Annotated in this window: 17 protein-coding genes and 1 riboswitch; of the genes, 1 reads left to right on the forward strand and 16 read right to left on the reverse strand. The window is 40.0% G+C overall.

Annotated features, from left to right (window positions below):
- The first annotated feature begins 76 nt into the window (after nt 1-76).
- Nucleotides 77-2,074 carry a sucrose-specific PTS transporter subunit IIBC gene (locus AC973_RS01615; RefSeq protein WP_048726433.1) on the forward strand — a complete coding sequence of 666 codons (1,998 nt, stop codon included), beginning with the start codon at nt 77-79 and terminating at the stop codon, nt 2,072-2,074.
- A gap of 260 nt (nt 2,075-2,334) precedes the next feature.
- Here AC973_RS01615 and AC973_RS01620 read toward each other — a convergent pair whose 3' ends face one another.
- The 16 genes from AC973_RS01620 to AC973_RS01695 all read right to left on the reverse strand — a co-directional run bounded on the left by AC973_RS01620 (nt 2,335) and on the right by AC973_RS01695 (nt 18,360).
- A complete protein-coding gene (locus AC973_RS01620) occupies nt 2,335-2,610 on the reverse strand; it encodes an HU family DNA-binding protein (RefSeq protein WP_016897591.1) in 276 nt (91 codons plus the stop codon).
- Nucleotides 2,611-2,773: 163 nt separating this feature from the next.
- Nucleotides 2,774-4,084 carry a ribosome biogenesis GTPase Der gene (gene der / locus AC973_RS01625; protein WP_003143423.1) on the reverse strand — a complete coding sequence of 437 codons (1,311 nt, stop codon included), beginning with the start codon at nt 4,082-4,084 and terminating at the stop codon, nt 2,774-2,776.
- Nucleotides 4,085-4,180: 96 nt separating this feature from the next.
- A complete protein-coding gene (gene rpsA / locus AC973_RS01630; RefSeq protein WP_048726439.1) occupies nt 4,181-5,467 on the reverse strand; it encodes a 30S ribosomal protein S1 in 1,287 nt (428 codons plus the stop codon).
- A 176-nt stretch (nt 5,468-5,643) separates the two neighbouring features.
- The gene (gene cmk, locus AC973_RS01635) at nt 5,644-6,324 is read right to left on the reverse strand and encodes a (d)CMP kinase (RefSeq protein WP_048726442.1); all 681 of its coding nucleotides are present in this window, start codon (nt 6,322-6,324) and stop codon (nt 5,644-5,646) included.
- A gap of 24 nt (nt 6,325-6,348) precedes the next feature.
- Nucleotides 6,349-7,158, reverse strand: a complete 810-nt coding sequence (locus tag AC973_RS01640) for a LysM peptidoglycan-binding domain-containing protein (RefSeq protein ID WP_048726443.1) — start codon at nt 7,156-7,158, stop codon at nt 6,349-6,351.
- Between the two features lie 96 nt (nt 7,159-7,254).
- Nucleotides 7,255-8,736 carry a RecQ family ATP-dependent DNA helicase gene (locus tag AC973_RS01645; protein ID WP_048726446.1) on the reverse strand — a complete coding sequence of 494 codons (1,482 nt, stop codon included), beginning with the start codon at nt 8,734-8,736 and terminating at the stop codon, nt 7,255-7,257.
- Entirely contained in the window at nt 8,717-9,784 is a 1,068-nt protein-coding gene (locus AC973_RS01650; RefSeq protein ID WP_225968906.1) for a helix-turn-helix domain-containing protein, read from the reverse strand. Before AC973_RS01650 ends, AC973_RS01645 begins: the two co-directional genes overlap by 20 nt.
- Before the next feature lie 84 nt (nt 9,785-9,868).
- Nucleotides 9,869-10,489 carry an ECF transporter S component gene (locus AC973_RS01655; protein ID WP_048726452.1) on the reverse strand — a complete coding sequence of 207 codons (621 nt, stop codon included), beginning with the start codon at nt 10,487-10,489 and terminating at the stop codon, nt 9,869-9,871.
- A gap of 108 nt (nt 10,490-10,597) precedes the next feature.
- Nucleotides 10,598-10,715: riboswitch (FMN riboswitch) on the reverse strand.
- Nucleotides 10,716-10,777: 62 nt separating this feature from the next.
- The gene (locus AC973_RS01660) at nt 10,778-11,500 is read right to left on the reverse strand and encodes a pseudouridine synthase (RefSeq protein ID WP_016897599.1); all 723 of its coding nucleotides are present in this window, start codon (nt 11,498-11,500) and stop codon (nt 10,778-10,780) included.
- Nucleotides 11,501-11,536: 36 nt separating this feature from the next.
- Entirely contained in the window at nt 11,537-12,169 is a 633-nt protein-coding gene (scpB, locus tag AC973_RS01665) for an SMC-Scp complex subunit ScpB (RefSeq protein WP_048726456.1), read from the reverse strand.
- Nucleotides 12,166-12,921 carry a segregation/condensation protein A gene (locus AC973_RS01670; protein WP_048726459.1) on the reverse strand — a complete coding sequence of 252 codons (756 nt, stop codon included), beginning with the start codon at nt 12,919-12,921 and terminating at the stop codon, nt 12,166-12,168. Before AC973_RS01670 ends, scpB begins: the two co-directional genes overlap by 4 nt.
- Nucleotides 12,922-12,936: 15 nt before the next feature.
- Nucleotides 12,937-13,350, reverse strand: a complete 414-nt coding sequence (locus tag AC973_RS01675) for a GNAT family N-acetyltransferase (protein WP_016897602.1) — start codon at nt 13,348-13,350, stop codon at nt 12,937-12,939.
- A 674-nt stretch (nt 13,351-14,024) separates the two neighbouring features.
- Complete coding sequence (locus tag AC973_RS01680; protein WP_065419842.1) at nt 14,025-15,320, reverse strand: ABC transporter permease; 1,296 nt, start codon at nt 15,318-15,320, stop codon at nt 14,025-14,027.
- Entirely contained in the window at nt 15,310-16,221 is a 912-nt protein-coding gene (locus AC973_RS01685; RefSeq protein ID WP_048726464.1) for an ABC transporter ATP-binding protein, read from the reverse strand. The genes AC973_RS01680 and AC973_RS01685 overlap by 11 nt, the downstream gene beginning before the upstream one ends.
- Before the next feature lie 257 nt (nt 16,222-16,478).
- Nucleotides 16,479-17,378, reverse strand: a complete 900-nt coding sequence (gene xerD / locus AC973_RS01690; RefSeq protein WP_016897605.1) for a site-specific tyrosine recombinase XerD — start codon at nt 17,376-17,378, stop codon at nt 16,479-16,481.
- A gap of 121 nt (nt 17,379-17,499) precedes the next feature.
- On the reverse strand, nt 17,500-18,360 hold the full coding sequence (locus tag AC973_RS01695; protein WP_048726466.1) for a CvfB family protein: 861 nt from the start codon (nt 18,358-18,360) through the stop codon (nt 17,500-17,502).
- Nucleotides 18,361-18,586: the final 226 nt, after the last annotated feature.

The raw sequence follows: 18,586 nt of genomic DNA on the forward strand, positions 1-18,586 counted from the left end.
CGCCTGTTAAAATTTTAAGCAAGTAAATGAAAACGCTTAAATTCAAAAGCACATATGAAGAAAAGAGGTAAATATCATGAATCATAAAGAAGTTGCCAAACGTATCCACCAAGCGTTGGGGGAAGACAATGTTGTGACTGCAGCCCACTGTGCGACACGGTTGCGTTTAGTAGTGAAAGATGAAGCAAAGATTGACCAATCAGCATTAGATAATGACCCAGACTTGAAAGGAACCTTCCAAGCGAACGGTCAATATCAAATTATTGTAGGACCTGGTGATGTGAATAAGGTATATGAGGAATATACAAAAATCGCCGATATTAAGCCTGCATCCAAAGAGGAAGTAAAAGAATCGGCTAAAAATCAGGGTAAACAAAACCCAGTAATGGCAGTTATTAAGGTATTATCAGATATTTTCGTTCCATTAATTCCAGCCCTAACTGCCGGTGGTTTGATTATGGCAGTCAACAACGTCCTAACAAGTGAAAACTTATTTGGACCTGAAGCTCTAGTTGCTATGTACCCTGCCTGGGCAGATTTTGCTGACATGATCAACATGTTCGCTTCTGCTGCCTTTGCCTTCCTACCTGTTTTAATTGCCTTTTCGGCTACTAAACGATTTGGCGGTAACCCTTATCTAGGTGCCACCATGGGGTTAATCATGGTTATGCCACAACTAGTAAATGGTTACGACGTGGCCAATGTGACTGCAGCCGGTGAAATGCCGGTATGGAATATTTTTGGCTTAGAGATTGCCCAAGCTGGTTACCAAGGACAAGTTTTACCTGTTATTGGGGTTGCTTGGATTCTAGCTAAATTGGAAAACTTCTTCCATAAACACCTAAAAGATGCCATCGACTTTACCTTCACACCGATGTTAACCATCATCTTAACAGGGATGATTACCTTTACAGTAGTAGGACCAGTCCTACGTACCCTATCTGATTTATTACTGAACGGTATTGTAGAAGCTATTTCTTACCTAGGGGCATTTGGTTATGGTGTATTCGGTCTATTCTACTCAGCAATTGTATTAACAGGCTTACACCAATCATTCCCAGCGATTGAAACAGCCCTAATTGCAGATGTTGCGACTACAGGTGGTAACTTCATTTTCCCAATCGCATCAGTTGCCAATGTTGCTCAAGGGGCAGCGACCTTAGCCGTATACTTCATCACTAAAAATGAAAAAACTAAAGGTTTAGCGACATCATCATCTCTATCTGCCATGCTAGGGATTACTGAACCAGCCATGTTCGGGGTCAACTTGAAATTGAAATACCCATTCTTCATCGGGTTAATCGCTTCAGGTATCGCCTCAGTCATTTTAGGTATTTTTAACGTTCGTAGTCAGTCATTAGGACCTGCAGGTGTGATTGGTTTCGTTGCCATCATCCCTAGCTTTATACCAACATTTATGCTTGCCATCGCCGTATCTATCGTTGTTGCATTCGTAGCCACATACATTTACGGTAAATCTATTGCGAAAAAAGAGGCAAAAGCTACCCAAGCTGAGAAAGAGAAAGAAGCAAACGTAGTTGCTGCTCATGAAACTGAAGAAACAGCCCCTACATCAGAAACAAACACTGTACCAGGTGAAAGCACTGGCCTAGCAAGCGATGATAAGACAATTGTTGCACCACTTGCTGGTAAGGTCACAGCCCTAGAAAATGTCAACGATCCAGTATTCTCTCAAGGTATGATGGGACCAGGATTAGCCATCGTTCCTGACGCAAGTGGTAATGTATATGCACCCATTTCAGGTAGTTTAACGATCGCTTCTAAAACGGGCCACGCTTATGGTTTAGCCAGTGAATCAGGCTTAGAAGTCTTAATCCATATTGGTATCGACACTGTGAATTTAAACGGTCACGGCTTTACAAGTGAAGTCAAACAAGGTGATCAAGTAAACAAAGGTGACCTTTTAGGAAGCTTTGACTTAGCAGTTATTACAGAAGCTGGTTATGATCCAGATGTTATGGTTATTATCACAAACGCCGATCAATATGACAATGTTGAAGTAGTCGCTGACGGCTCAGTCGATGAAAAAACGGCAATTATCGAAGTAAAATAGTTTAGACAATAACACATTAAATAAGGAGGTTGGACAATAGTCTAGCCTCCTTTTTCGTGCATATCTTGCGATTTCCAAGCTAATTATAGATAGCGTCATAGTTACCTATTCTGACCAGTCATTATAGCATCTACTAACACCATCCATCATAGAAGCCCATATTTTTGCTACTTTTCTGCAATTTTTTTGGTGTATTTGGCAAAATACTGCAAATAAAAAAGCCGCTGATGTCTCTGACATCAACGACGTTCTTTGTAATCTTATTTAACTGCATCTTTCAATGCTTTACCAGGTTTGAAAGCTGGTACTTTGCTTGCAGGGATTTCGATTTCATCGCCAGTTTGAGGGTTGCGACCTTTACGCGCAGCGCGGTCACGAACTTCAAAGCTACCAAAACCGATTAATTGAACTTTTTCTCCGTCAGCTAAAAATGCTTCGATTTGTTCGAAAACTGCATCTACAACTGGTGCTACACTTTTTTTAGAATCACCTACTGCATTTGCAACGTTTTGTACTAATTCTGCTTTATTTGCCATTCTAATTTCACCTCCTCCGAAATTCTTTCGGATATATTTATTCAAAGATAAATATACGGGATAATCGAAATGTCTCTCAGATAATCCTTTTATAGAATACCATACAAACCGCTATATAACAACGTTTTTGGTTAAAAATAGGCGTGTTTTATATCTTTTTTTGTTATTTTCTGTTTCTTGTGATGATTTGAATAGGTGTACCTAAAAAATCGAAAGATTTTCTGATTTGATTTGAAAGAAAGCGCTCATATGAGAAGTGCATTAGCTCTTCATCATTGACAAATGCCACAAAAGTTGGCGGTGCAGATTTGACCTGTGTTAGGTAGTAAATACGTAATTTTCTACCCTTGTCAGATGGTGCTGGGTTAATACGGATCGCATCAACCAATACCTCATTCAATAATGATGATTGAACACGACGATTGAAGTTACCATGAACGTGGGCAATCATTTCTGGTAGTTGCACTAAACGTTGTTTGGTTTCTGCAGATACGAAAATGATCGGTGCATAGTCGATAAACTGGAAGTCACGACGAATGTCATCAGTGAATTTCTTCATGGTATGGTTGTCTTTTTCAAGAGTATCCCATTTGTTTACCACAATAATAATCCCGCGTCCTGCTTCATGGGCATAACCAGCGATCGTTTTATCTTGATCACGGATACCTTCTTCAGCATTTAAAACAACTAAACACACTTGAGCTCTTTCAATTGCACGCATGGCACGCATTACTGAATACTTCTCAGTTGCTTCATATACTTTACCACGTTTACGGATACCAGCTGTATCAATGATTTTATAAACTTGTCCGTCATCCTCGAAAGATGTATCGATTGCGTCACGAGTTGTCCCCGCTACATTCGATACGATTACACGGTTCTCACCTAGAATTGCATTGACCAAAGAAGATTTACCTACGTTTGGACGGCCAATTAAGGCGAATGAAATAGTATCATCGTCATCATCATTTTCAATATCGTCTGGTGCCAAGTGGAATACTTCTTCTAGTATGTCCCCGATACCTAAACCGTGAGATCCAGAAATTGGGTATGGATCGCCTAAACCTAATGAATAGAAATCATAAATTTCCGCTCTTTGTTCAGGGTTATCCACCTTATTTACAGCCAGTACAACAGGTTTATCTGTCTTGCGTAACATGCTGGCGATTTGAGAGTCTGTCTTGGTCACACCTTCACGGACATTAGTCATCATGATGATAACATCTGCTTCTTCCATGGCAATTTCAGCTTGCAAGCGAATTTGTGTCATGAAATCTTGGTCGTTAAATTCGATACCACCAGTATCGATTACATTTAGTTGTTTTCCTAACCATTCACCCTGTGCATAAATTCTATCACGGGTAACGCCAGGTTCATCTTGGACAATTGAAATTCGGTCTCCAACAACGCGGTTAAAAATGGTAGATTTTCCTACGTTTGGACGGCCGACAATGGCAATTGTTAAATTAGACATCGTTTTGCCTCCTTTCAATAGCAAACATTGAAATAAAAAAGGTAGGCGAGTTTCCCCAACCTACCATCAAACCAAACTTATGGTTTATTAATAAAATTATTCGTTATCGTCCCCGAAATCGAAGTTTTTCAATTGGTCACCTAATAAGTCACCGAAAGTGAAACCTGATTCATCGTCAGATGATGCATTAGCAGCATTGTTACGACGGTTGTTGTTTTGTTTACGAGGTTTGTTTTGACGTTTTTCTTCGCGAGGAACAGCAGATTGTGCAGATGCATCAACTTCTGGTGCTTCTTCTAGAGCTTTGATTGATAATGATAAACGTTCGTTTTCAGCATCAACGTCTAAAACTTTAACTTGGATAGCTTGACCTTCTGTTAATTTCTCGCCTGGTGTAGCAACGTGGTCGTGAGAAATTTGAGAGATATGTACTAAACCTTCAACACCTGGGAATACTTCAACGAATGCACCAAAGTCAACTAAACGACGTACAGTACCTTCTAATTCAGCACCTTTAGGCGCTTTTTCTTCAATGTTTTCCCATGGTCCTGGTTGTAAAGCTTTAATAGATAGTGAAATACGTCCACGTTCTTCATCAACTGAAAGAACTAATACTTCAACTTCTTGGCCTTCGCTTAATACATCTGAAGGATGGTTAACGTGTGCTTGAGCGATTTGAGAGATGTGTACTAAACCATCGATACCACCTAAATCAATAAATGCACCGAAGTTAGCCAAGCGAGCTACTGTACCTGTTACTTTATCGCCTTCTTGGAATGAGTTTAATTTTTCTGCACGTTCAGCGATGCGTTTTTCAGCAGCGATTTCTTTGTGAGATAAGATTAAACGATTTTCGCTAGGTTCAATTTCAACAATTTTAACTTCTAATTCTTGGCCTTTGTATGGAGAGAAATCGTCAACGAAAAAGTCTTCAACCATTGAAGCTGGGATGAAACCACGTACACCCGCATCAACAACTAATCCACCTTTAACTACGCTCTTAACTGGAACAGTGATAATTTCACCATTTTCAGCTTTAACTTCTAATTCAGCCCATACTTTTTTCGCTTCGATACGACGGCGAGAAAGTAAGAATGAACCATTTTCTTTTTCTTTGATTTGTTTAATAACAACTAACTCTAAAGTGTCGCCAACTTTAGCAACTTCTTCGATTGAGTCAATTGGTTGAGCAGATAATTCTTTGAAAGGAATAACCCCTTCAACACCTGCGCCTTCGATACCAACAATTACTTGGTTATCGTCGATTGATAATACTTCACCTGTTACTGTATCACCAATTTTTACTTCTACTGATTCTGCAAGAATCTCTTCCATTGATGGAATTTCTTCATTATTTTGATTTTGTTCAAATTCGTTTGACATACTCTAAATCCTCTCCTAAATGTACTACCTCATTCGCACTAAGCCAATGATCAATTATTATTATATCATTTATTTAAACTATATTCAACATTTATTCCTCAAAGATAATAAAAAGAGGTAGAATTCGCTTGAATTTTACCTCTTTTTGTGATTGATAGTATTTTTTGCAATATAAATTATGCAATCACACGGTGGATTTCAGCTAATATAGAATCTTCTACTTCATCAAGTGTTAAATCAGATGAATCTAACATGACCGCATCGTCTGCAGGTACTAATGGACTATCTTCTCGGGTCGAATCATACAAGTCTCGACGCTTAATATCTTCAATCAAGTCTTCAAGATTCATTTCCGAATAACCTTTGGCTTGATTTTCTAAAAAGCGACGACGCCCACGTTCTTCAGCAGATGCCGTTAGGAAGATTTTCACTTCAGCATCCGGCAATACCACTGTCCCAATATCACGGCCGTCCATTACAACGCCTTGCCCATTTTGCGTGTAGGCTCTTTGTTTTTCAACTAGGACCTGGCGTACTTCAGAAACTGCTGAGTAAGCAGAAACTTCTTTTGAGATACGATCTGTACGAATGGCCTCTGACTGGTCCTGTCCGTTAACTAAGACGCGCTGGCCATTTTCCCCTGGCTCAAAGGTAATTTCACTCGCTTCAGCTAAGGCTTTCAATGCGTCAGCATCTTCAGCTGGAATGTGTCCATCTAAGGCTAGTAATGTAATTGCCCTGTACATGGCACCTGTATCTAAATAAACATAGGCTAATTTTTTAGCAATTTTCTTGGCAATTGTACTCTTGCCAGACGATGCTGGTCCATCGATTGCGACTTGAATCACTTTAGACAATCTGTCCACCACTCTTTCATTCTATTAATTTACACGTAAAACGGTTCCTGGTCCTATGCTAGAACTTTGTGTTAAACCATTTAATTCAAGTAATTCATCTAGGGTCATACCGTTGTTCACTGCAATCCGATATAGGTTATCCCCTGCCTGAACAGTATAAGTGCCTGTTGATTCAGACGCACTTTCAGAAGAAGCTGATTCTTCTTCGGCTGCGGCTGCTTGTGATTCAGCAATTGAAGCTGATTCAGCGGCACTTTGCGCTGCAGCTTCTGACGCTGCTACTGCTGCATTTGACTCAGCTACGCTGGCTGCAATACTTGAAGATTCTTGTTCAGAAGCTAGGCGAGCTGATTCTGATTCTGAAGCAGCAACTGCGCTTTCTGAGGCAGCAACTGCGCTTTCTGAGGCAGCAATTGATTCAGAGACAGATTCGGAAGCTGATATAGATGCTGACTCACTGGCTTTTGAAATTGATTCAACATTTTGCGTTTTAGAAATCATGACTTGCTCAGTTGATTCCGGTTCAGGCACCTTGTCTTCATTATTCACATAGGCAATCAAAAGGAACGGTACAACAATCATTACAAATAGCAAGAAGGCAATTACCTTAGATGTTGTCGATATCGTATCTTGATTATTCTTCTTATTGCGGGCCGTTCTCGTATACTTTTGATTTTTTAAATTCTCAAATTCGCCAAACCCTTGATTCTGAAAGTCATCACTTGTAGGGGGGGTTTGGTCAGAAGATGCTGAACTGTTTTGTTCTGAAACATGTTCAGTTTCTACTTCTGTATTTTCATGATTTTTTTTCGTCAACTTGTCCCAGAATTTCATCCATATACCCCTTTCTTAACACTAAGAATTGTACCATGAACCCCTTTTTATGTCAGTATTTCTTTAGGCAATTTAACAAAACTTTATGGACCAGTTTCAAGATAATAAGTGCTGCAAACGTTGGGTCCACATTCCCTTGAAATCATCATGTTGGTCTTTTTCGACTGTCACTCGATTCGGTCGGGCCATTAAGTCTTGCCATATCGGTTGACTGACGTAGTCAGGTTGGCAATTACTGCAACATAAGTCTGGTCTATCCACTACCTGTTCATCGGCTTGTTCTAATAAGAAAGTCCGGTAACACTGGTCAGTAGCCATTAAATCTAACATTTGGTAGATCTGCCGTAGCCGTTCCTGACGAAGTTTTTGGGCATGTACTTTTGCTGTTTGGTGATCCGTAAAATGATGGCGGTAAAAGTACAACATGGCACTTATGCTATCTGCGTATTGGTCAACTTCACTTTGGGTTAAGGCCTGTTTAAACAGCCGTTCCAATAAATCATCCAACAAGTCTGCCTCGTCTTCTAATAACCGGCGCATTTGCTGCAGTCTAGCTGCCTCGCGATGATCGTATAAGACAATTGACACTGATTGTTCCTGATCTCGTCCTGCCCGCCCGACTTCTTGAATAAAGTCTGCCATATTCTTAGGGAGATGATAATGCAAGACAAAGCGTATATGACCATGGTTAATTCCCATACCAAAGGCTGACGTTGCAAAAACAATATCCAATTCATTTTGTAGAAACTGGCTTTGGATGATATGTCTATCCTCTAGACTTCTATCCCCATGGTAAGAAGCGACCCGCAAATCTGTATGATCTTTCATCCATTGGTTGAGTTCTTCGAGTTCACTTTTATGGTGGACATAAACAATTCCTGGCTTAGGCAACCGGTCTAACCAATCCTGCAATTTGTTTACCCTCACTTCACCGGCGTCAATTTCATCGAATAGGTAGAAAATATTTGGTCGGTCAACTGATTCTTTTACCAGTTGAATAGGTTCTCCCTCTTCAAATAAGTAAGCCTTGATATCTGCTAGTGTGGATTGGTTGGCAGTAGCAGATAAGGCTAATGTTTTTGGTTGCTTTAAGAGCTGACGAACCTTTTTCAATTCAGTATATTGCGGTCTGAAGTCGTAACCCCATTGAGAAATACAATGGGCTTCATCAACAACTAATAATTGAATGTCCATCCGTTGTAAGGCCCTGATTACTTGATCTTTCAGGAGCATTTCTGGTGATAGAAATAGGAATTGATAGTCAGATAGGTGGCTTAAAATATAAGCTTGTTCCCCGCGGTCATAGGTAGAATTTAAGGCAATGCCCCGTCCTAATCCCATCCGTTGTAATTGACTGACTTGGTCTTGCATCAGGGAAATCAAGGGCGAAATGATCAATGTTACACCAGATTCATTATATTGGTTGATTTGGTATATTAAAGATTTACCTCCACCAGTTGGTAAAATGGCCACCACGTTTTCCTGTCGGTCTAAAGCCTCTAAACTCGCCAATTGCCCGGGTTTAAATGTTTGGTAACCTGTCACTTCTTCCAGGCGTTTATGCCAATCTGTCATCATGGGCTCCTTTCTGGTAGACGATATGCCAATACCGATATAACCAATAATCTTTCTCGCCGAATCTCGCTTTAAAGGACTCGAAATTCTCATCTGGCTCTTGGCTTACAAGGGGTGAAATGTCTTTCAAATTAAGTTCTTCAACCACAATTGGTTGAATTATCCAAGGAAAACTCAAGGTAATTTCTATGATGTGTTCTGTTATGGTAGATAATTTTAACCGTCTTCTATCAGCAATTTTTTGAAGTGACCAACCTTGGTCGATTAAATTTAAAGTATCTTGCGTAGTTTGATTCCAAATTGGGAATTGGTTAAAAACCCCTTGGGCAAAAACTTGCAGCCATTGAGTTTCTGCCCCTAAAGTATGACCACTTACCCAATTTTGATAGATTTGATCCATCAAGGCCTGTTGGGTAATGACAACTGCCCGCTTCGAAATCTGATGATTTTCTGCTACTTGTTCAAGGGTTTGTGCCGGTAATTTGGCGCCTTCAAACTGTTCTAGGAAAATGAGGGCTGCCTGGTCTGGGAAGGCAGATAGTTCCTTAGCGAGTTGCTGATGAAGGCTTTTGGTTATGGCCTGTAAGCCAGCTTGGGGCGCGTCTGCACTTTTGGCCATTGAAATAAAATCTTTGATCAGCTGTTGAACTTCTAAATCCTGGACAATTGGGCTATAGTGCGGGTTTTCGGCCTGAATATTGGATAGGACTTGCAGCAATAATTTGAAGGCTAAGTGGTGCTTGTGGTGGTGACTTGGGATAATCAGACCGTTTCGTTTTTGAAGGATGTCATCAACTAACAAATGCATATAATTGGTTTGATCGTTTTGGCGGAAGATAGCTTCCACCGAGATATATTCAGCTACATTTTGGGTATAGGACATCCATGCGTCTTTTGCAAGTTTTGGATAAAGACCGAAATAGGCAGTTAAATTGTTTGAAAATGCAAAAAAAAGTGTTGTGGCTGTTCGCTTGCCAATCAACACTTGATATACGGAATTCGGGGGTAGGGCTTGGACTTTAAAAGCAATCGCCATTAATAAAGTATCCAATCCTATCCCTCCAACGTTCCTACTATTTTTTCCCGACATGATTCTCTGGGTCTATCATACCAGAAAATTAACAATGCTTCACTTTTAATGGTGTGAATATTCGCGCGTACCGAATCGATTGACTAGGGTTGGTAGGGTTTGAACTAGGACGAAATGTGCTAGAAGGGAAACCAATACCCCTTTGAACAAGTTGAATGGGATGATACCCGCAAGGATATATGTTTGCATGTTACCTACATCGAAGTTCATGACTTGCATGTAGAATGGTGTGATCACGAAGTAATTTAAGATAGTCATCACTAATGTTAAAGAAAGGGTTGCAGCTAGGTAAGCAGCAATCGTTTTGCCGAAATTCATTTCTTTCGCTGATTGATTACCTGTGTAAACTGTCGCCATTTGATCTTTCAATAAGTAATAAATTGGCAAGATGTAAGCGATAGTCGCGATAAAGGCTGTTGCGTCACCGATTGGAATCCCCATTTCACCACCTGTATACATGTAATGTAAACCGTTGGCGATTAGGCTGGCAGCAACTGCTTTTTTAGGTCCTGAAATGAATGCGACGAGTAAGATTGGTACAAGTGAAAAGTCTACCTTTAAGTAAGGTAAGGCCGGGATGATTGGAAAACCAATAAACATCAATATGAATGATAGTGCCCCGACAATTGCGACCAATACGATTTCTTTAGTGTGATTTTTTCCCATGTGAATTTCTCTCCTTTTCTACTTCATGGGGTTGGCACTCAAAAGTGGAAATAAAAAAACTCTTTCCACCTTCAAGGTAAAAAGAGTATAGGCAAACAGACATAGTCCGCCCATCTTCTTCCATCCTGACTTTACAGTCGGTTCTAGAATTTCACTAGATCAGTCCCAAATGGGAGTCGCGGACTTTACCGCCGATCGGGAATTTCACCCTGCCCTGAAGATTGCTTCAAATTTATTTGATTATAATACCTATTATAGCAAGTATCTTACTTTTTTCAAGTAGGACGCTTACTTTTTCTTGGCATTCGCCAATAATTCTTCGATTTCGTGTTTTAGTAAGGTTCTGCTGTCTCCTGGTTTCAAACCTTTAAGGTCTAAAAAGCCGTAACGTTCACGTTTCAACTTGGCTACCGGATGACCCACTGCTTCTAACATTTTACGGACTTGGCGGTTACGCCCCTCATGGATAACCAACTCGATAATGGTGGTCTTTTTGTCCTTATCAACAGAAAGAATTTTCGCTTGTGCTGGGGCAGTTTTCACACCGTCAATTTCAACACCTCGCTCTAATTGCTTACGTTCTTCTCCGGTAATGACACCTTCAACTTTAGCCACATAGACTTTGTTGATTTCATAGCGAGGGTGCATCAAGGTATTGGCGAATTCACCGTCGTTAGTTAATAACAATAATCCTGAGGTATTGTAGTCTAACCGTCCTACTGGATAAATCCGTTGTTCAATTCCTGGGAAAAAGTCAGTCACCACTTTCCGGTCTTTATCATCTTTCACTGCAGAAATCACGCCAGTTGGCTTGTAGAATACGTAGTACACTGGTTCTTCTTTATATATAGGTACTTGGTCTACTTCAATGCGGTCAGTATTGGATACTTTATGGCCCAGCTCTCTGACAACCTCACCGTTGACTTTCACACGTCCTGCGGCAATCAATTTTTCAGACTCTCGTCTCGAGGCAACACCTGCGTGTGCCATCACTTTTTGTAATCTTTCCATCTTTAAATAACTCCTATAGGTGACCTATTCAGTCGTTTATTCTGCTGTTGTTTCATTAAATTCTGTCTGGCTAAGGTCTGTTTGGTTAAAGTCTTTTTGTTCAGGTTCACCGTTATCATCAATTTTAAAAAGGGTCTCTTCATCTACCGAGCCATCTAAGACTAGATTATGAATATCCGGCAAGTCTTCTAAGGACTCCAAACCAAAATATTGGTAGAAGTAAGAAGTTACCCCGTAAATAATCGGCCGACCTGGTGAATCCTGACGGCCCGTTTCCATAACCAAATCTCGCTCTAGTAATTTATGGATCATATTAGATGACTGAACACCTCGAATATCATCAATCGTCATTCGCGTGACTGGCTGTTGGTAGGCAATAATCGCCAATGTTTCCAATGCCGCTTGAGACAATTTCGTTGCAAAAGGAGAAACCGCGTAATTTTTGACCACTTCACCGTATGCTGCCTTGGTCACTAATTGAACACGTTCATTAATAACGGTAATTCTTAATCCAGATTGTGGGTCGTGTTGGAGACGATTTCTCAAAACCATCACGTAGTATAAAGCCCATTCCTGTCGTATCTCTAACAAGTTGGCAAGTTCATCGACAGCAATCCCATCTTCACCTGCTACGAAAAGTAAACTTTCTATTGCAGCGACTGCATTCATTCACTTTCCTCCCGTCTAATCAATTGAATATCTGCTCTTAAGTCTTCCTGGTATAAGTATAACTCATTTGACTTCACTAATTCCAAAATCGCTAAAAACATACTAATAATTTGACTACGCGATTGAACTTTTCCAAGAAAAACAGCTTCTTGAAACATCAATACATCCCGGTCCGCCTCAACGAAGGCTTGGCGAACATCCATCATTGCAGTCCCTACCGAGTAAGACTCACCTGCAATCGTGGTTTGAATAGGTTGTTGATTTTTCAAGCGGAAGGCCATCTTTTGAATGGCTCTATACAAGTCATCAGGCGTTAATTGGCGACCCGTCATAGGGATTTTCTCTTGATAAGCCGATAAGTCTGATGGTTGCTTGGTATATTCCAACGACCGTTCAGCCTGTTTATCCGCTAAGATATGGGAAACTTCCTGATATTGCTGGAAAGCGAGTAATTGTTCCACTAATGAGTCACGTGGATCATCTTCTTCCTCAACTGCTTCTTTGGGCGTTTTTGGTAGCATCATTTGTGTTTTGATTTCCAATAAAGTAGCCGCCATCACCAAATATTCTGAAGCAACATCCAGAGATAAGGCTTCATAGGTATGAATATAAGCTAAATATTGGTCGGTAACCAGATTGATGGGAATATCAAAAATATCTACCTTTAAATCTTTAATTAAGTGTAATAGTAAATCAAGCGGCCCCTCAAAGGCCGCTAGATCTAATGTTAATTCACTTGTTTGATCGTTCATCCTGACAATTTTCTCCTAGACTTGGGGTGTGTTTTCTTGTTTATTATCCAATTCCTTGTCCAACTCTTCTTGGCGACGTTTTGTCCATTTTGACAAAATTGTAGATAGGGAAATTACACCAGTAAGGGAATAAACGGGAAATTCTTTCTTTAATGCCGTTAATAAATCATAAGTAAGTCCTTCTTCTCTAAAAGAAGGATTGATCGATAAATAACGCACGACTAAAGTATCTGTATCATCATGTTGGTCAAAGCCTACTAAACCGATGATATTATCAGAATCAGCTTCTTTCCATAAATAAATTTTACGTTCTTGCTGATTAATTTTATCCATTTCTTCTTTAAGTTCAGAAAATTCTTTAAACTCAGGGATGTAGGATAATAGGCCCATTACGATTTTCTCGTATCTTCCTATATAAGGCACTAACATCTTTGCCCTCCTTTTACTTTTGCATAATAACAAAGTATGTGTAAGAGTACATTAGCATATATCAACAGTCAAGGCAATTTTTATTAAAAATATTTAAGGGTGCGAGAGAGACCGTTTAGCTCAACAACACTGGAAAGTTAGTGCGGTATCACACGCAGTGTGATGCAAACTAATTAGAAGAGGATTTGAGCTGGTCGAACGAACCCGACTACGAAAAGCACTCTTTGCATAATTGTTGTTGCATGTTTTTGCTAGCTGATGTGTTGTATTTTTATACAGTTTGAGTTGTAGTAAATATTTGATTGCCCAAGACACTCACCATTCCTATCATCGCCTTAAAAAAGCAGTGCGACCACCTTCAGTCAAGGCCTAATGGTGGTCGCACTGCTAAGGCTTCTAGGAGGCTACTACCTTGGCAATATTTTTTATAATGTGCTTGCTACTAATATAATGTACCTTTTGGATAAATTGTAAAATGTATGTATGTTTAACAAATTACCTGATTATAAATCGTCTGCCTACGGTAATGTATACTTGTTCTTTCAAAAAAACGCACAGTTTCAGTTTGATTAATGATCAATGACAAGTGGTGTTCTGTTACGTTAGTCAATCTTTCTCATATCGATTTCGATAAAAATAGCCAGGTCTAAAGAGACCTGACTAGATAGTTGTTGTTAGCCTTTTTTCTCACTTTGTCTTAAGGTATAAGATTGTTTCAGTGTGCCGAATAAGCCTTTGTCTGAGTAAGTCAGGACGTTTGACTTGTAGAAGTTGGCGGATAACCATAGGCAAAGGATTGAGAATAGTAGTGAAATGATGACAGACAAGATTAATTCTGTGGTCGATACGGTTTCAGCAGCTATTCTAAATGGCATGACAAATGGTGTGAAGAATGGGATTTGTGAGGCTACTCGAACTAAGATATTGTTTGAGAAACCTAGTCCAAACATCCCAATATAAAAACCAATAATACTTAAAAGAATAATCGGTGTGATCATTTTATTCACATCTTGTACATTTGAAACAAGTGATCCAAGGAAGGCACCTAACACTGAGTAGGTGATGATCCCCAAGAAGGCTAATAACCCGGACCAACCAATGATAGATGCTGAATTAGACAATAAGGCTGGAATTGTTTGGTCCCCTAATAGCGCTTGTAATTCTGCTGGCATTGGTGTGTTCATGATTGTGATAAAGATGATGCCTAGTAAGATTGCGTAGAAGGCAACTTGTGTCAGCAATACGAGGAAAATCCCCAACATTTTACCCATAAAATGGGTGGTTGATGAAATGGAAGATAGGACGATTTCCATGATGCGTGACCCTTTTTCTACGGCAATTTCTTGTGAAATGATGGAGATGTAGTTCATGACAAACATGAATACGATAAAGGATACAACATAGGCGACACCTGTTCGTACCATAGATTGAATGTCCTGGTCACTTTCGCTGGTACCGGATTCTAAATCAATAGTTTGGCTTTGGATGGCCACATTTGAATCGATTAGATGGCTGGATTCTTCTTCCGTCAGGCCTAATGCTTGCGACCGGTTGGATAATTGAATACTCTCTAATACAGTTTGGAAGCCGGTAGTTGAGATGTTCTTCCCGGTATTACTTTTGTAGAATTCAGCTTGGATGACTTCCGGATCACTTTCGTCAATGACTAAATAACCATCAATTTCCTCGTTAACTAGTGCCTCTTGTGCTTGGTCTACATCTTGGTCAAAAATTAATTGGTTCTGGCCATTGTCTTCAGTTTCAATTGCGCTAGCTGTTTGGTCAGTGGCACCAATGATGGATACCGTACCGATTGAATCAGATGCTGTTGCCATACCGATGACGCCTGAAATGATAGCCACTACAGCGACCATCAAGATGGGGCTTAATAATAGCATAACAAATGACCATGAAAAGACATTTTTCTTGTAGACTTCTTCGATAATAATACCCAAACGACTATTTCTCATGACGTCCACCTGCTTCCATTTTAAAGATTTCATCTAAGGTTGGCGGTTGTTGGCTAAAAGATTGGATGTATTCGCCTTTTGAGATGGTCTTGAATAATTCAGGCCCTACATTTTCATCTGATAGGATTAACTTATATTCCCCAGTTGTCAATTGACTAACCGATTCCACCCCTGGTAAGACAGCTAGGGCTTCTTGATCCCAGCCCTTAGCTTGGACGAACAGTCTTGTTTTCCCGTAGGCATCACGCACATCATTAATTGGCCCGTAGATTTTCTGCTCCCCGTTATGAATCATAATGACTGAATCACAAACATCTTGGACGTTGGCCATATTATGACTTGAAAAAATGATACATGCACCTTGATCGCGCAGGCGTAAGATACCTTCCATCAAAAAGCCAGCATTCACTGGGTCTAATCCTGAAAATGGCTCATCTAAAATGACCAATTTTGGTTCATGGATTAAGGTGGCAATCAATTGGACCTTTTGTTGGTTCCCTTTGGATAAGGTTTTAATCCTATCTTTACGGTCACCTTTAACATTGAAGTTTTCTAGCCATTCATCAATTTTGGCATTGATTTCTTTCTTTTTCATGCCACGCAAGCGGGCAAAATACATGATTTGTTTTTCAATGGTCATGGTCTCATAAAGGCCACGTTCCTCGGGTAAGTACCCCACCGTGTCATACACTTTCTTCATATGTAAGGGTTGGCCGTCCCATTTAACTTGGCCACCATTTTCCGGTGTTAGGAAATTTAGAATCATTCGAAAAATTGTCGTTTTACCTGATCCATTCTGGCCAACGATACCAAGGATGGTGCCCGGTTGAATTTCAAAGGACACATCATCTACTGCGACAACTCTGCCGAAGGTTTTTCGTAGATGTTCTACTTGTAACATACACTTTCTCCTCCTTCTACTTTCTTAGGGTTTCCCTGTTTCTTTCCCTTGGTCTGCCGAAATGAATCATTTAAGGCAAAAAATACAGGTAATTGAACGAACTTTATCGAACCTATATATACATTATAAATTACATGAAGCAATTTAAGGCTTCAAAACAGGTAATAAATAACCCTTTTCTGAAAACATGCAAAAAAAGGCAGGATAATCCTACCTTTTTAGTTAAGTATGTGGTTATGCAAACATTCCTTGTATTTTTATGCCCGCGGATGATTTTGATTATAAATATCCTTCATATGTTGGGCATGAATATGAGTGTATATTTGCGTTGTTGAAATATCAGAGTGGCCAAGGAGTTCTTGGACCACTCTTAAATCCGCCCCATTTTCAAGTAAATGGGTTGCAAAGGAATGGCGCAGGGTATGGGGACTGATGTCTTTGGTGATATGGGCCATGATCACCATCTTCTTCAAGTTCTTCCAAACACCCTGTCTAGATAAAGGCTTACCCCGGTTATTCACGAATAAATAGCCTTGGGTCTCGTCTTCATCTTTTACTAGTTCTGGGCGCCCTTCTGTTAGATACTTGTTAATCCAGTCTTCTGCCATCTCACCGATTGGGACTAGTCTTTCTTTATCCCCTTTACCAATGGTTTGGATAAAGCCCATCTCTAAATGGATGTCTTCTAGTTTGATATGGATGATTTCAGATACCCGCATGCCAGTTGAATACAAGGTTTCCAACAAGGTTCTATCCCGCAACCCTAGTGGCTTAGTGATATCTGGCGTCGCTAAAATCCTATCAACTTCGTCTAAGGTTAAAACAGCTGGTAAATGTTGGGTTTTCTTGGGTAAAGAAATTTTTTCCATTGGATTGTCTTCAATGACCCCATCCAATTTTAGGTAGCGGAAGAAATGACGCAAGGTTGACACGTAATGTGACCTGGTTGACGTGGCCAAATGGTCTTCGTTCATCCACTTTAAATGGTCTAACACTGTGTCCTGACTAATGTCTTGGACCTTTTCGATGCCTTGACGATTTAAATAGGTCATCATTCGGTTTAATTCTTGCTTGTAGGAGATGATGGAATTTTCTGCCAACCCCTCTTCTACACGCATGGTATTTAAAAAATCTTCAATTACTTCAGTTAGCTTCATGCTTACCCTTTCTTCACTCAACGAAACATATACAGTCAAAGGCCTATTCCACTTGATTTGCTGTGCCCTTTTCCAAAAAATGAATCAATCAAATCTTAGTTGATAAACCCCTAATGACTGATTATTTAAGACGGATGCCGCCTTCGACTTGTTCAATTTGACGGTTCTTCAATAAGTTCCCCAAGGCACGTTTGAATTGTGCTTTAGAGATGCCAAAGTATTCACGGATATCATCGGGATTCGATTTATCGTGGTAAGGCAAGAAATGATTCGGTTGGCGTTGTAACAAGGCCAAAATCATTTGTGCATCCTCAGAAATTACCGTGTGGGCTAAAGGTTTCAATGACATATTCAAGTTTCCATTTTGTCCGATACCGATGACACGCCCTTCGACTTCTTGTCCTAAATGTGGTTCTTCCAAGCGTTCACTTTCATGGATAAAGGCTAGGAAATAGTCATCTGTAATTACATAGGTCCCCACTAATTTTGCGTGGTAGACAGTCCCTTTCACTTCTTGGTTAGTCCAAGATTTTGATTGAGGTGATAGTTTGTTGGTAATTTGTTGGAAAACTTGGTCCTCAGCTAATTTACCCCAAACTCGATCTTTTTTATCTACTTCTAAACGGATAAATAAGCGGTCGCCTTTTTTCGGCCATAAGTGTTTTTCACTTGGTAGGTCATCTAAAGATACCACGATTTCCTTGTCTGCTAAACCAATGTCTACAAAGACCCCCAAGTCTTTACGGACTGCAGTAACAGTCGACCAACCATAACGACCTTGACGAACGTCAGGTAATTGCGTGGTCATCATTTTTGTGTGTTTCATATTTTCATAAATGAAACCTTGGACCGCATCACCTAATTGGTAATCCCCTTCGCTCTTATCAAGTTGGTAAGTAATACCCTCTTTTTGTACTGAATAAAATTTGTCATTTTGATCCGTTACTAACGCTGTAGTAACCGTCCCTAATTGTGCGCTCATATATTTTCTCCTTAAAACGGTGCTTGTGCATGTTAATGTCATTATATCATATTTATTAATTACTTGGCCGCAGCTTCATTCTTCAAACACCTGATTATACTCGATTCTGAACTAAAGGTAAACGACGATTATGCAAATACTGTATAAGTCGTCATAGTTTCGCCTTTTTTTGCATGAAAAAAGGAGGCCCGCACTTAAGCTGACACCTCCTCTTTATACAAGTAGA

This window comes from Carnobacterium sp. 1290_CSPC (genome assembly GCF_001053265.1).
GTDB classification, from domain to species: domain Bacteria; phylum Bacillota; class Bacilli; order Lactobacillales; family Aerococcaceae; genus Aerococcus; species Aerococcus urinaeequi.